This window comes from Natronincola ferrireducens (assembly GCF_900100845.1).
Classification (GTDB): domain Bacteria; phylum Bacillota; class Clostridia; order Peptostreptococcales; family Natronincolaceae; genus Natronincola_B; species Natronincola_B ferrireducens.
Window position 1 is genome coordinate 86,403 of the sequence record NZ_FNFP01000006.1, and the last position, 14,172, is coordinate 100,574.

Consider the following 14,172-nt stretch of genomic DNA (forward strand, 5'->3'; position numbering starts at 1 on the left):
CTGAAGGGTTTTATTACATAAAAGATTCCTTTTTATTACACAAGACTAGTTAAAATTTTAATGCCACCTGATTTAGGCTAGTAGCATAATATCATATTGTTAACTTTTAAAAAGGAGGAGCAGAAAAATGAAAAAACAACATGGGTTTAAATCTCTGCGTAATCGTACAATTGTTACTTTAACTTTACTATTTTTTGGATTGATAGTATTAATTTTTATTATTCTCAATACAATTCTGTCAAGCAGTATAAATAAATTAGACAATGGATATGCACAGGAACATATGGAACGATTTAAAAAAGCTATTGAATATGATTTGACTTTACTATCAAAAACTGCAGTTGACTGGGCTAATACCTATAAATTTGTTGAAGATGAGAATGAAGAGTATAGTACAGATCATTTATATGAGAATACTTTTTTAAACCAGAAGCTGAACCTAATGATATTTATAGACCAATGGGGGGAATATATTTTTGCAAAAGGAATGGACTTGTCAAATGAAGTATTCACTTCTCTACCGGAGGGCCTGAAGGAACATTTAGATCAAAACAATGTACTGGGCAATACTGACTGGGATTATAAATTGGAAGGTTTGCTTATGCTTTCAGAAGGACCTATGTTGATAGCCACTCAACCCATTTTATCAAGTGGCGGTGAAGGTCCTGTATTAGGAAATTTAGTAATAGGACGTTTTTTAGATGATAGGGTAGTTAATGATTTAGCATCAAGGTTAGATTTAGATATTGATGTAGAAAATATTAATGATATAAATCAAAATGAGTCCCAATACTTTAAACTTATTAATTCTGACCTTCCAATAAAATTTCAACAATTAAGTAGGGATAGAATTGCAGCCTATTCAATATTAGAAGATATTTATAAACAACCGGTATTGGGTTTAAGAATAGAAATTCCTAGAAGTACTAGTATGATTGGAAGAAATGGAATGAAATATGTTCTCATATCCTTAATTGCTGTAGGTTTTGTTTTTACTATTATCTTGTTAATATTTTTAGACAAAAACATATTGTCAAGGCTCCTATCAATAAGTAAAGAGATAGAAGAGGGAGAAAAAATACAAGAAGAAATGCGATACCTTGCCTATCATGATTACTTAACGGGTTTGCCCAACCGTCTGCTACTTACTGATCGTCTTAAACAGGCAATACATATAAGTAAACGTACTGAAAGAATCATTGGAGTTATTTTTTTAGACTTGGATGCTTTTAAAATAGTAAATGATAGCATAGGGCACGATCAGGGGGATGAGTTATTAAAGGAGGTTGCCCAAAGATTAACAGATACTCTCCGTAAAGCTGATACTGTTTGTCGGATGGGTGGAGATGAATTTCTGATCATTATACAAAACCTTACAAATGTCAATGACCTTGAAAGAATTGTGAAGAAAATTATGCATATCTTTAGCTACCCTTTTAAATTAAAAGAACAGAATTTCTATGTTACAGCCAGTGCGGGGGTTGCTATTTTTCCTGAAGATGGAGAAGATGTAGAAATGTTAATTAAAAACGCTGATATTGCCATGTATAAGGCAAAAGAAAAGGGTAAGAATCAGTATGTCTTTTGCTCTCCTGTAATGAAAAATCAAGTGGCAGAAACAATGAAGTTAACCAACTGTTTATATCGTGCCCATGAGCGTAATGAACTAATTCTTCATTATCAACCTCAAATCAGTCATAATACAGGAAAAATAATTGGTGTAGAAGCACTAATAAGGTGGAATCATCCAGAATTAGGATTGGTTTCTCCTGGGAAATTTATCCCGATTGCAGAGCAAACGGGCTTAATTAATCCCATTGGAGAATGGGTATTAAGGACGGCTTGTCATCAGAATAAAGCTTGGCAAGATGCTGGATTTCCCCACATTCGTATGGGGGTAAATCTTTCTGTGTATCAATTTCAGGACTCTAATATAGTTACTCAGGTTGAAAGTGTTCTGAAGGAAACAGGGTTAAGCCCTAAATATTTGGAACTTGAAATTACAGAGAGCATTGTCATGAAGGAAACCAGTTATATTGTTGAAGTTTTAAACGACCTTAAAAAGCTTGGTGTTATAATTTCTCTTGATGATTTTGGTACGGAGTATTCTTCCTTGAATTATCTTAAACAATTGCCAATCGATAGAATCAAAATAGCTATACAATTTATACATGGGATTGCAGTAAGTAATAAGGATGAAGCAATCACTAAAGCCATTATTATCCTTGCAAAAAATCTTGGGATGAATGTTATTGCAGAGGGAGTAGAAACAAAACAGCAGCTTACATTCTTGAGTCAGAGAATGTGCGATGAAGTTCAAGGATTTTATTATCACAAACCTATGCCTGCATCAGAAGTTGAAGCACTGTTAAGACGTGACAATACTAATAAACTTCAGGAGGTTAAGGGGCTTTCTTAAAAAATAGATCTAGTTGTTAACCGATAGCTCCTAACCTATTGATACAATATCCTTTAGTCCCTTTAGATAGTCATTTGCCCCTGTAAGTTTCAGTTCTGGGGATACATTAGGATTTATTCCTATAATAGAACTCCCTAGGAGTTCACATTTTAGTTGGCATTAAACTTAAATATAAATGGCATTTTCAAACAAAATACTATTATTGTCCTCATTTACCACCACTTTCTAAAAGTAGGTGGCAATTTTTTTGCACTCTGTGAAAGTGACTGACAGCAAATCAAAGATTTTGGTCATCTACAAAGTCATTAAGGATATGGATTTTAATATAAGTATAGACAAAAACAATGCTTTGGAAAAAAATCATTAAGTTTATTGATTGGAAAAATTAAAAATATTCATATAAAATTATTAATGAAATAATATATTTGAAAATTAGAGGAGGATGAAGATGAAGAAATTTATTGCTATGCTACTTACTATCGTATTTATCATTGCTTTGTTTGGTTGTAGTACAAAACCCAATGAAGAAGTTATAAATCAGATAGAAGATACAGAAGAAGAAATTCGAATTTTGAGAATCGATGAACAAAACCTAGGATATCCGTCAGTATATACAGTTTCGCCAAGAGGAAGAGGTTATCTTTTGATGAGTTTTATTTTTGACACCTTAACCTGGAAGGATGAAGATGGGGTAGTATCAATGCTTGCAAAAGATTGGAGGGTATCAGATGATTATAAGGTATGGACTTTTAATCTAGTAGATAATGCAAAATTTACAGATGGCAAAGCTTTAACGGCAGAAGATGTAGCATTTTCTTTTGAGTATATGATGAGGCATCCACACCAGTGGGTAAACCTTAACATGATAGAGGAAGTTCGAGTTATAAGTGACTATACAGTAGAAATAGAGTTGAAAGAAATTTATGCCCCATTTATAACAGATGTTGCTGGCAATGTACCTATTATGCCTAAACATATATGGGAAACTATAGATGATCCCCAAAAATTTAATACAGACAAAGCTGTAATTGGTTCTGGTCCCTTTAAACTATCCCATTATGATAAAGATGTGGGAAACTACATATTTGTAGCAAATGAAGATTATTTTTTAGGCAAGCCTGTTATTGACCAATTAATTATGAGGGAAAACAATCAATCGGCTTTAGCATTAAAAAATGGTGAATTAGACGCTGCACAAAGAATAAGCTATGGAGAAGCTATGGGATTAAAGGAAGAAGGGGATTTTCAAGTAATAGAGGGTCCTGGTCTATGGGTGTTTAGAATGTATTTCAATTTTGACATACCAGAATTTAACGATAGTCAAGTCAGACAGGCAATTTATTATGCAATAAACAGGAGAGAGTTAGTAGAAAAGGCTACAAGGAATTCAGGTATAGTCGGCAACCCTGGTCATATTCATCCAGACTCTGAGTGGTATTATGATGAAGTAAAAAATTATAATTATGATATACAAAAGGCAAAGGAGTTATTGGCACAATCAGGGATGGTAAAGGATAACACTCCTTTACAGTATGAAATGTTAGTAACCGATGATAGAGTTGATGAAGCAGAAATGATAAAGAAATATTTATCCGATATAGGTATAGAAATAAATGTTAAAGCTATGGATCAAAGAAGTGTAGACACTCTTATTGCTGAGGGTAAATTTCAATTGGCTCTAAATGGGCATGGCTCCTTTGGCGGTGACCCTGTCCTGCTGGCAAGGTTTGTTAGTAGGGATGCAAACATAGGATCTACACCTCAAATAACCTCTCAGGGAGGAAAAACCTGGAGTAATATTGAATTTGACCAATTGTTCCAGCAACAATTAAGAGAGGTAGATCAAAACACAAGATATAAAACTGTAGCAAAACTACAAGAAATTATTGCAGAGGAGCTACCTACCCTAACCCTATATTACCGTAAAATTACATTTGCCTATGATCCCGAAAAACTGAATGGTTGGTTCTATACTAAGGATGGGGTTGCCATTGCAGTACCAACCACACAAAATAAGCTTGTATACATAAATGGAACATGGGGAACAAAATAATATCTGCAAATGAGTTGATGTAATGAAAAGAAATAAAATGGGCTATATATTGAGACAAGTAGTAAATAGCATAATGTTGTTCATCCTCCTTGTTATAATGTCTTTCATTTTACCCAGACTTATACCAGGGAATCCTATTTCCATTTTTCAAGAAGATGTTCATATCTTTAATACAGTTTTACCAGAAGACACCTTCAATAGGTTTCAAGAGTACTATGCCCCTCATCTATCTCTTAGGGAACAATTCATAATTTACATTAAAAATATCACTAGTTTTGATTTAGGATATTCCTTTTATTATGGATATCCTGTTGTGGAATTAATAAACGGAAGGATAGGATGGACATTAATTCTTTCTATAATGTCCATTCTTATTGCTTCTTTTATTGCTATTCCTATGGGGATAAAATCTGCATTAAGTAGTAAGTCTATAACTGACAAAATGCTGATGTATTGCAATGTTTTATTACAAGGTATACCTATTTTTTTAGTGGCATTGCTAATACAAAGATTTTTCGCCTATAAATTACAATTGTTTCCTTCTCAGGGAGCCTATAGTCTACGCCTCAATCCTACAGTACCTATCTTTATCATGGATGCTATGTATCATATGATACTGCCCTTGTTAACAAGTACAATTGCTTTGATACCATCGAATTATTTATTAACCAGAAATGTTGTAATGAGAATCAAAGAAGAGCCCTATGTAAAACTAGCTTATTATAATAATGTTCATGAAGCTTCAATAAAATATCATTATATTTTTAAAAATAGTTTACCTGAGATAATAAGTAAATTAAACATTCATTTTGTATATGCGGTGGCGGGAACCCTCTTCGTTGAGATGATTTTTAATTATCCTGGTATTGGTGGTTTATTAAGAATAGCAGTTTCTTCTAGAGATTATCCTCTAATACAAGGAATATTCCTATATGTGGCAATTTACGCAATTGTTATTAATATAATATTTGAATGGATTTTATATGAAGTAAGTCCGAGGTTAAAACTATGAAACTATATGAAAAGCTGGAAAACAAGAAAACAATCACTTATATTTTAGGATTCATAATTATACTAGGTATTGTTGCACCCTATATTACCCCTTATGATTCAAATGATTTTAGCTTTCAACCGCTCCAAACCCCAAGTAGACAACATCTATTGGGCACCAATTACATGGGGCAGGACATATTTTCTGGATTATTAATAGGATTCCGTGTCAGTGTAGGCATTGCGTTATCTAGTGCTTTAATATCAACACTGTTTGGAACCTTTCTAGCCGTAGTATGTGCCTATTATGAAGGAATAGTGGAGGCTGTCATCATAAAAATCACAGAGCTTTTTTTAATTTTACCAGAAATAATCATGATTATGATATTTGCTGCCTTTACTAGGCCGGGGGTAAGTAATATTATCTTTGTTATTTCTTTTTTTTCATGGAGTCGTGTAACAAGAATTATCCGTTTCAAGGCAAAAATTGCTATGAGATATGATGCTATACAATATGCTCTGCTACTAAAGGGAGGTATATTTCATATCTTTATTAAGCTGTGGAAGCATATTTATCCTTCAGTGGCTACAATGTTTATAATACAGTGTAGTAAAGCAATAATGTATGAAGCAAATCTAGCATTTTTAGGGATTGGTGATCCAACTATTAAATCATGGGGAAGGATTATACGACAAGCTATAGATTATGAGGAGATTTTTTTACAGCATAGGTATGTATGGTGGTTGCTGCCTCCTGCCTTCTGTATAGTTACATTTATACTACTATTATCTATGTTATCCTTCAATGTAGAGGATAAATACTTATAAAGGAGAGATATCAAGTGTCAGTATTGGAAGTGAAGGGCCTTACCATATCCTATAAAGCAGATACGACATGCTATAGATATCCAGAGTTAAAACTAAATGAAGGTGAATGCTTAGTTATTATGGGAAAAACCGGTACTGGAAAAACAACATTATTAAATGCCCTATTTGGGTTAGCGTTTCCTGGTAACATTATATATGAGAAGGCTAATCTACTTGGGGATGATATTGTAAAGGCTAAAAAAAATATGTACAATTTTATATCCTATATGCCACAATTTTCACAAAGTGCACTTAATCCTTGTCTTACCATCAGAAGACATATTGAGGATGTTGAGAAAAGCTGTCCATCCCCAACCAATAATAACTATATTCAGATGTTAGAAGAATTGAAGCTAGAGGCGGATGTTTTAGATAAATTTCCTCATCAGTTAAGTGGTGGGATGAAGCAAAGAATTGTAATGCTATTAGCTTTATTAAAAAAGCCAAAGCTCCTGGTCTTGGATGAACCCTCTACTGCTATTGATGCCATTACATTAAAAATAATACTAAATATGCTACAGGAAAAGAAAAAGGAAGGTATTGCAATGCTAATGGTTTCCCATGACTTAGGATTTGTTGTTCACCTAGCGGATAATATATTGAAATTAGATGAAGGAGATCATCATGAAGGAATTATTAAAGGTTGCTGATATCTCTAAAAGCTTTTATATAAGACAAGAAAAACAAATATTGAAAAATGTAAATATGTCTTTGTTCGAGGGAATTGCCACAGGCCTATTAGGAGAAACTGGAAGTGGAAAAACTACACTTGCAAGGCTTATTGTAGGGTTGGAAACACCCAATAGAGGAGAAATCCTTTTTAAGAATAAGAAAATGCCTAATTTAAGAAGGAGGAAATTTTCAGATTGTGTAGATATTCAATACATTTTTCAAGATCCATATAGTGCCCTTGAAAGTGAAGCTACTGTTGAAGAGGTGCTTATTGAACCCTTAAAATTATGTAAAAAATACAATTTTTCATCAGTACTTACTCCCGACAAGGCATTAGAGGTAGTGGGTATTAAAAATTATTCTCAGTGGTATCATAGAAGGGTGCATACTTTAAGTGGAGGTCAACGACAAAAGATATGCATTGCAAGAGCTATTATTCCAAGGCCAAGACTGCTGATTGCAGATGAGAGCACATCGATGTTAGACGATGAATCTTCTGATGAGATACTAGAAATTATAGGAAAGATAAAAAAACAATTTAATATGGCACTATTAATTATCACCCATCAGTTAAAAATCATAGAAAGAATATGTGATAGGATTTACATATTGCATAATGGAGAGATTATTGAACAGGGTAAAGCTGAGACAGTATTGAATTTTCCAGAAGAGGTGTATACGAAGCAGCTATTAGAATGTATGAATTTATTTCGGGGGGTAAAAAATGAATAGAACTTTAGAAGTTAACCTAAGTACGGGAGAAATAAAAAGTCATAAATCTACAAAGATAAGTCTAAATAGGATTGGCAGGGGCTTGGCTACTTCCCTTGTAATGGAAAAAGTAGATTGTAGTGCAGACTACTTTGATGAGACCAACTGTATTGTTATAACACCAGGATTTTTAACTGGTACACAGGCACCAACCACAGGTAGACTTACAATTGCAGCAAAGGGAGGAAAAACTCATGGCATTAAAAGTATAAATATTGCTGGACCCATATCTCAAAAGATGGCATCTTTAGGAATTGAAGCAATAATAATAACTGGAATCAACAAAGCTGAGGCACCTGCGATCCTACATATTACAGAGGATAATATAGAAATAAATTACATAAAAGAGCTAAAGTACAAATCAGTAGAAGAGACCATTGATTATTTAGTACATGCATGGGGACAAGACACCTCTATCTTAGGAATAGGTCCTGCTGGTGAGCATGTAATGGCTATTGCAAGTGTTTTTAGCACTTATCCTAATGGGTATCCCAAGTATTACTGTACTAGAGGAAAGATGGGAGACTTATTTGGCTATAAGGGATTAAAAGCTGTTGCTGTAACAACAAAGAAGCATTTTAACTCTTCTATTTTTAACGAAGAAGAATTTAGACATCTTTCTAAGGAATTGTCAAAAATAATTATTAATCACCCTGTTTGTGGGGGAGCCCTGCCGGCTTATGGTTCGATTACCCTCATAAAAATGATGAAGGATAAAGAAGGTTTTTTAAAGGAGCTACAACAACAAACTCATGAAATTAAAAAGAATACCAATAATGACTTTCCTAAAAAAACAAACATAAAGATTAATAAAAACTGTGCCCCAAATTGTGTGATTGGATGCTTAAATAGGCATAGAAGTGATGAAAAAAGTATTGCTTATAGTTCTCCTGCAGAGAGTGAGGCTTTGGCTGCCTGTCAAGCTTTGTTTGAAATTACCGACCATCAATTTGTAAGTAGACTCAACAAAAAATGTTTTGATTTAGGGCTTGATACAATTGAGTTTTTGTTTAGCTGTAGTATGCTTTTAAAGGGCTTATCAGAAGAGCCAACTAAGGAAAAATTGATGGAGCTGTTAGAAGAAATTGAAAGGCTGACACCCCTTGGTAGGATTGCTGCCAGTACAACAAAGGGAATATATCCTCTTTTTTCAGAGCTTAGGGAACTTGAAAAGATGGTTACAGTAGCAGCTGCTACAGAAGAATCAAATTTCAATATATCTATTACTAAAAAATTAAAAGAATGTGAAGATATAAGGGACCTCCAATACCTATATGGCTGTATGACGGCTATGGGGAACTTAGGAATCTGCTTATTTGCTACCTTTGCTATACTAGATAGTGATGAAGGCTTGGAGTTATTGGCTAAGCTTATAGGTGCAAAAACAGGCGAGAATGTATTTCCTCAAGAAATAATTAATTCCGCCTTAGATAATTTGAGACAGGAAAAGGATTATGATGGTAGAGCTAAAGGCTCGGATTTCTCCAATAGCATTCCAGAGTTTGTAAAGGTATTATACCGTTACTTTGGGAAAGAGGTACAATCTTAAATAAAAAAAGTTCAAAAACTGTATAAATTATTTAAAGTATTTAAGGGTGATAATGAAACAGTTAGTGAAAACCTTTTTGATCATAACAAAACTCCTCTTTGGTAATTATTTTCATGATTATCAGAGGGGAGAATTTTTCTTACATATATAAAATATTTTCTGCACATATCCCATAATATTTCTTTTTAGCTGAGCATATTATTCACTTTATAATTTTTATTATTTATCCTTAGGTCTTTACTTAATAGTGTATCTTTAGTTTCCCTTTGAGAATAATGTTTTTTTATTAAATAAAATGCTTTTTTTCTATTATTTAATTTAATAAGCTCCAATGATATAGTATTATTAACTATAGTTCCATGATTTGTGTTTGTATTAATCTCAATGCCTAAGTTCTCATAGGGTACTTCTAAATAATCAACCATAGGAGTAATTTAACTCTTTATTTAGAATCTAAAAAATAGTTGCCAAGAAGGAGATAGGGATTAGAAGGCAAAAGACCCCCCAATTATTCTCAAGAGGGATAAATTTGAATCGCAGGAGTTATAAATATTTCAAAAGAAAGGAAATGTGATAAAATCATGGAGGGAACTAAAAAAAGTAATATTAAAATAGGGTCTATTGTAATGGTGGTACAAAAGCAGGATCAGAGTAGCGGTAAGCTCACAGAAGGTATAGTTAAGAGGATTCTTACCAAATCACCAGAGCATCATCATGGTATCAAGGTTATGCTTGAGAGTGGGATTGTAGGTAGGGTAAAAGCTATAAAGCAAGAAAAGTACTAAGGTATAGAAAATTTTTATTGTGAAGGATAAGGAGTAATTGATGAAACTTATATTTCAGTATGAAATATGGCAGAAAAAAATCATTCTAAAAGATACTGGGATGTTGTAGCCAGCATACTACCTGATTATGAAAAAAGAAAGCTATGGCTGAGGAATAATGGGATGCAGATGAAACTGTAACATGTTTATTTGCCTATGCCCTTCAAAGGTATAGGCGTCAGGGACTATAATAGATATACTATCAATAAAAGACATTATAGGGAAGATTTGTTAGCTAGATCAGGGGGTGGAAGAATGAATAAAAAGCATGTAAAATGGCTGTATGGTGAATTACCACAATTAATTAAGCAAGGAGTTTTAAGCTCTGAAGAGGCTAAACGAATTACCGATTATTATGGAGAGAGCCACGAGAAAGGTAAGCAAAACCTAGTGTTTTCAATATTTGGAACCTTAGGTGCAATATCAATTGCATTAGGGATAATATTGCTTCTAGCATTTAACTGGTCTGATTTATCAAGGTCAGCAAGAACTGTTTTATCATTTTTACCTCTTTTAATTGGACAATTTCTTTCAGGTTGGGTTATTATAAACAGAAAAGAGTCACTAGGCTGGTGTGAAGGTGCCTCATCCTTCCTAATGATTGCAATTGGTTCGTCTATATCTTTAATAAGTCAGACCTATCACATTGCAGGGGATTTTAAAAGTTTTCTATTAGTATGGATGCTATTATCTATTCCATTGGTTTATTTGTTTAAGGCATCAGTTCCTTCCATTTTATATATGATAGGAATTACAGTATGGGCAACAGCATCCCAATTTGCTGGAGGTAATGGAGTATTGTTTTGGGGATTAATTTTACTTGTATTACCCCATATAGTACTTAATATAAGAGAGGGTCTTCACACAAGTCGAAGTGTTTTTTTACTCTGGTCAATAGCTATAATATTATGTATAGCCCTAGGAATCACCCTTGAGAAGATTGTGCCTGGACTATGGATAATAACCTATGCAGGATATTTTGCAACACTATACCTACTAGGCAAAATGTTTTATGACGATGATATAGGGTTTTGGCAAAAACCTTTTAGTGTTGTAGGAGGCGGAGGAATTCTAGTCATGTCCTATCTTTTAACTTATGTTGAATTTTGGGAAAATATAGGCTGGAATAGTTATCGCAATAGATATGATTTTAGTAGATTTGCAGGAATCTTTGATTATGTGATATGTGGAGGTTTCCTACTGTCATCCCTATACCTTTTTGTTATATTCTTAAAAAAGAAAGAAAAGAATTCTTTAGCCTTCGGAGCTATGTCAGTGATAGCCTCTATAGGATATTTTCTTGCTGCATCGGTCAATCCATATATAGGTGTAATTATTTTTAATTTATATTTATTAGGTGTGGGCATTATTACTACAGTATATGGTATTAATAAATGCAGGATGGGTATAACCAATGGAGGTATGATCATTACAAGTTTACTAATATTTCTAAGATTTTTTGACAGTAATCTTGGTTTTATTTTAAGGGGAACGCTGTTTATTCTTATTGGTGTAGGTTTTCTTGTTTCTAATAGGTTGTTGATTAAAAGGCAAAGGGGGATGAGCAATGGGTAAAAGACATTTAGTTGTTTTATTTATTATCCTTGTAATAATCCAATTGGCTGTACCCCTTAACATGATAATTCAAAGAGAGATTACCTTAAGTAAAGGAAATGTTCACAACTTTAAAATGACCCTTATAGATCCCTATGATCCCTTTAGAGGACGTTATGTAGACATTGTTGTAGAGAATAACTTTGTAATCATAGAGAAGAATGAAGAGTATGGTAGGGGTGAAGTAGTATATATAACATTAAAAAAAGATAAAGATGGGTATACTGCTTTTAAGAAAGTCTACAGAGAAGCTCCTCATAATGAAGAGTATATTAAAACAAAGATAACCTATGTAGATACATGGAGTCAAGAGGAGCCTAAAGCATATTTTCAAATACCTTTTGATAGGTATTATATGGAAGAAAAGGCTGCACCTATAGCAGAACAAAAAGTTTTAGAGCATCTTCAAAAAAATGAAGAGAATGTATATGTAGCTGTTAGAATAAGAAAAGGAATGGCAGTAATAGAAAGCTTATTTGTAGGTGAACGAACAATAGAAGAAATGGTAAAGACAAGGGACAATTAAAATACTAAAAATATGGAGGGTTATAAATGATTAAAGCTTATATGGTAGGAATTACAACCCATTATGAGGGTGAAGATATAGAAATAAGATACAGTATCTATAATGATGAAAAGCTCCTATGTAAAAAATCCTTTTTTAAAGAATATAAAAAGCCAGCGATTGTAGGGCAAGTTGCACTGATAACGGTACTGCAGGAGTTAGAGGATTTTGTGGATGATGAGATAATGATTGTTATTAATGACCCTGCTTTAAATGAGCAGGTCAAAGGAACGTCAACTACAAGAAACAGAGATGTATTAAAAATGGCTAGATTAGTTAAGGAAGAATTAGGTAAATTTAAAAATCCCATTATTATAAAGGATGTAAGTGGAGATAGTGTAGAATTAGCGAAATGGAATGAGGAGTTGAAGTAAAGAAGCTTAATAGATGAAGTAATAAAGCTGGTAGAAGAGCTAGAGGATCTAAGTGAAAAGCAGCAGGGTATTAAAACCTTTCTTGAAAAATCCTAGAGCACCTTTTGCTAAATGATAAAATTCGGCTACGATTCAGTAGGAGAAAAAACTCTCCCTGAATTGTAGCCGAATTTATTTTGAGGATATATTAGGTTATTTTATATTGTTTGCAAAAAAAATGAAGGAAATAAATAACATATATAGAAATTTAAAGTAACAAATAAGGGGTTTAAGAAATGTTATACTAACAAACTTCATTATAATGAATAGGAGAAAATAGAATGAAATTAATAGGAAAGATTGGCATGTCTCTAATAGTAGTAACTCTTTTGGTTTTATTAATTAGGATTGTTTTTAATACAACAGCTTTAAAAAACAAGTCATTGGTTACTGAAATGTATAATGAAGAAATTAAGGATAATAAAGAGATAGAAAATAAAGATAAAAATAGCAATGGCGACACTGATCATATCAACAGCGGATTTAATAGTGATGATAGGAATACTGACTTCACGCCAATTTTTAAAAGGGAGGATCTATCACAAGAGATCATTAATAAAATCAATGGCGTATCTTGGCGAGAAGAGGCGCCTATAGGGTTAGAGGATCTATCCTATTTAACTGTGACTTATTGGGATTTTGATGGACAACAACAAAAAGGAGAGCTTATCGTTCATAGAAAGATTGCTGAAGAAGTAGTTGACATATTTGAAGAATTGTATGAAGAAAGGTTTCCTATTGCTAAGGTAAGATTAATTGATGAGTATGATGCAGATGATAACCGTTCCATGGAAGACAACAATACATACGGTTTTTGCTTTAGAGTAATAGAGGGAACCCAAAACATATCAAAACATGGATATGGCGTAGCGATTGACATAAACCCTATACAGAATCCCTATATTCGAGGAGACATAGTTCTACCGTTGGCGGGTAAAGACTACGTTAATAGAGAAGATGTTGGAAAAGGTATGATAATTAAAGGAGATCCATGCTATAATGCATTCATTAGTAGAGGATGGACATGGGGTGGTGAGTGGAAAACAATCAAGGATTACCATCATTTTCAAAAACAAGTTGATTTGAATTAGCAACGTAGTTGACAAGTCTTAACTCCTAAGGAAGAATAAATTGAAGTGAAGTGCACCCTTGAAGGTGATATGCTCCCTATTAGGTAGACAGATTAAAAAATAAAATCTGTTTATCTAAGGGGAGTATATTTATGTGCAAAAGAAAAAGTTATTCAGCTGATGAGAAATACGAAATTCTAAAATCATACGATGATGGATTGATGACTAGAAATGAGATTCTTTCAAAATTTGGAGTCCACAACAGGACCATTCAAGATTGGCGATATATGTTTAATACTTATGGAATAGAAGGGTTAAAAGCATCAAAAACATGGAATAGGTATTCGCAAGAATTAAAGGAAAGC

General features: G+C 33.2%; 14 protein-coding genes. All 14 read left to right on the top strand.

Annotated features, from left to right (window positions below):
• Positions 1 to 127: 127 nt before the first annotated feature.
• Positions 128 to 2,419: a bifunctional diguanylate cyclase/phosphodiesterase gene (locus BLS22_RS11920; RefSeq protein WP_090553986.1), complete on the top strand. Its 2,292-nt coding sequence runs from the start codon at positions 128 to 130 to the stop codon at positions 2,417 to 2,419.
• 448 nt (positions 2,420 to 2,867) lie between these two features.
• Entirely contained in the window at positions 2,868 to 4,472 is a 1,605-nt protein-coding gene (locus tag BLS22_RS11925) for an ABC transporter substrate-binding protein (protein WP_176762165.1), read from the top strand.
• 22 nt (positions 4,473 to 4,494) lie between these two features.
• Positions 4,495 to 5,484 (top strand): ABC transporter permease, encoded by a 990-nt coding sequence (locus tag BLS22_RS11930; RefSeq protein ID WP_090553988.1) that lies wholly within the window; start codon positions 4,495 to 4,497, stop codon positions 5,482 to 5,484.
• On the top strand, positions 5,481 to 6,290 hold the full coding sequence (locus BLS22_RS11935; RefSeq protein WP_090553989.1) for an ABC transporter permease: 810 nt from the start codon (positions 5,481 to 5,483) through the stop codon (positions 6,288 to 6,290). The genes BLS22_RS11930 and BLS22_RS11935 overlap by 4 nt, the downstream gene beginning before the upstream one ends.
• A 14-nt stretch (positions 6,291 to 6,304) precedes the next feature.
• Positions 6,305 to 6,979: an ATP-binding cassette domain-containing protein gene (locus BLS22_RS11940; RefSeq protein WP_090553990.1), complete on the top strand. Its 675-nt coding sequence runs from the start codon at positions 6,305 to 6,307 to the stop codon at positions 6,977 to 6,979.
• Complete coding sequence (locus BLS22_RS11945) at positions 6,954 to 7,733, top strand: ABC transporter ATP-binding protein (RefSeq protein WP_176762166.1); 780 nt, start codon at positions 6,954 to 6,956, stop codon at positions 7,731 to 7,733. Before BLS22_RS11940 ends, BLS22_RS11945 begins: the two co-directional genes overlap by 26 nt.
• Positions 7,726 to 9,321, top strand: a complete 1,596-nt coding sequence (locus tag BLS22_RS11950) for an aldehyde ferredoxin oxidoreductase N-terminal domain-containing protein (protein WP_090553992.1) — start codon at positions 7,726 to 7,728, stop codon at positions 9,319 to 9,321. Before BLS22_RS11945 ends, BLS22_RS11950 begins: the two co-directional genes overlap by 8 nt.
• A gap of 581 nt (positions 9,322 to 9,902) precedes the next feature.
• Positions 9,903 to 10,106 carry a YwbE family protein gene (locus BLS22_RS11960; protein ID WP_090553994.1) on the top strand — a complete coding sequence of 68 codons (204 nt, stop codon included), beginning with the start codon at positions 9,903 to 9,905 and terminating at the stop codon, positions 10,104 to 10,106.
• A 66-nt stretch (positions 10,107 to 10,172) separates the two neighbouring features.
• The gene (locus BLS22_RS15665) at positions 10,173 to 10,286 is read left to right on the top strand and encodes a YgjP-like metallopeptidase domain-containing protein (RefSeq protein ID WP_090553995.1); all 114 of its coding nucleotides are present in this window, start codon (positions 10,173 to 10,175) and stop codon (positions 10,284 to 10,286) included.
• A gap of 114 nt (positions 10,287 to 10,400) precedes the next feature.
• Positions 10,401 to 11,720, top strand: a complete 1,320-nt coding sequence (locus BLS22_RS11970) for a DUF2157 domain-containing protein (RefSeq protein ID WP_176762167.1) — start codon at positions 10,401 to 10,403, stop codon at positions 11,718 to 11,720.
• Positions 11,713 to 12,285: a GDYXXLXY domain-containing protein gene (locus BLS22_RS11975; RefSeq protein ID WP_090553997.1), complete on the top strand. Its 573-nt coding sequence runs from the start codon at positions 11,713 to 11,715 to the stop codon at positions 12,283 to 12,285. The genes BLS22_RS11970 and BLS22_RS11975 overlap by 8 nt, the downstream gene beginning before the upstream one ends.
• A gap of 26 nt (positions 12,286 to 12,311) precedes the next feature.
• Complete coding sequence (locus BLS22_RS11980; RefSeq protein ID WP_090553998.1) at positions 12,312 to 12,698, top strand: hypothetical protein; 387 nt, start codon at positions 12,312 to 12,314, stop codon at positions 12,696 to 12,698.
• Between the two features lie 320 nt (positions 12,699 to 13,018).
• A complete protein-coding gene (locus tag BLS22_RS11985; RefSeq protein ID WP_090553999.1) occupies positions 13,019 to 13,828 on the top strand; it encodes a M15 family metallopeptidase in 810 nt (269 codons plus the stop codon).
• Positions 13,829 to 13,959: 131 nt separating this feature from the next.
• Positions 13,960 to 14,172, top strand: a 213-nt coding sequence (locus BLS22_RS11990) for a helix-turn-helix domain-containing protein (RefSeq protein ID WP_143011288.1), incomplete at its 3' end; no start/stop codon positions are given.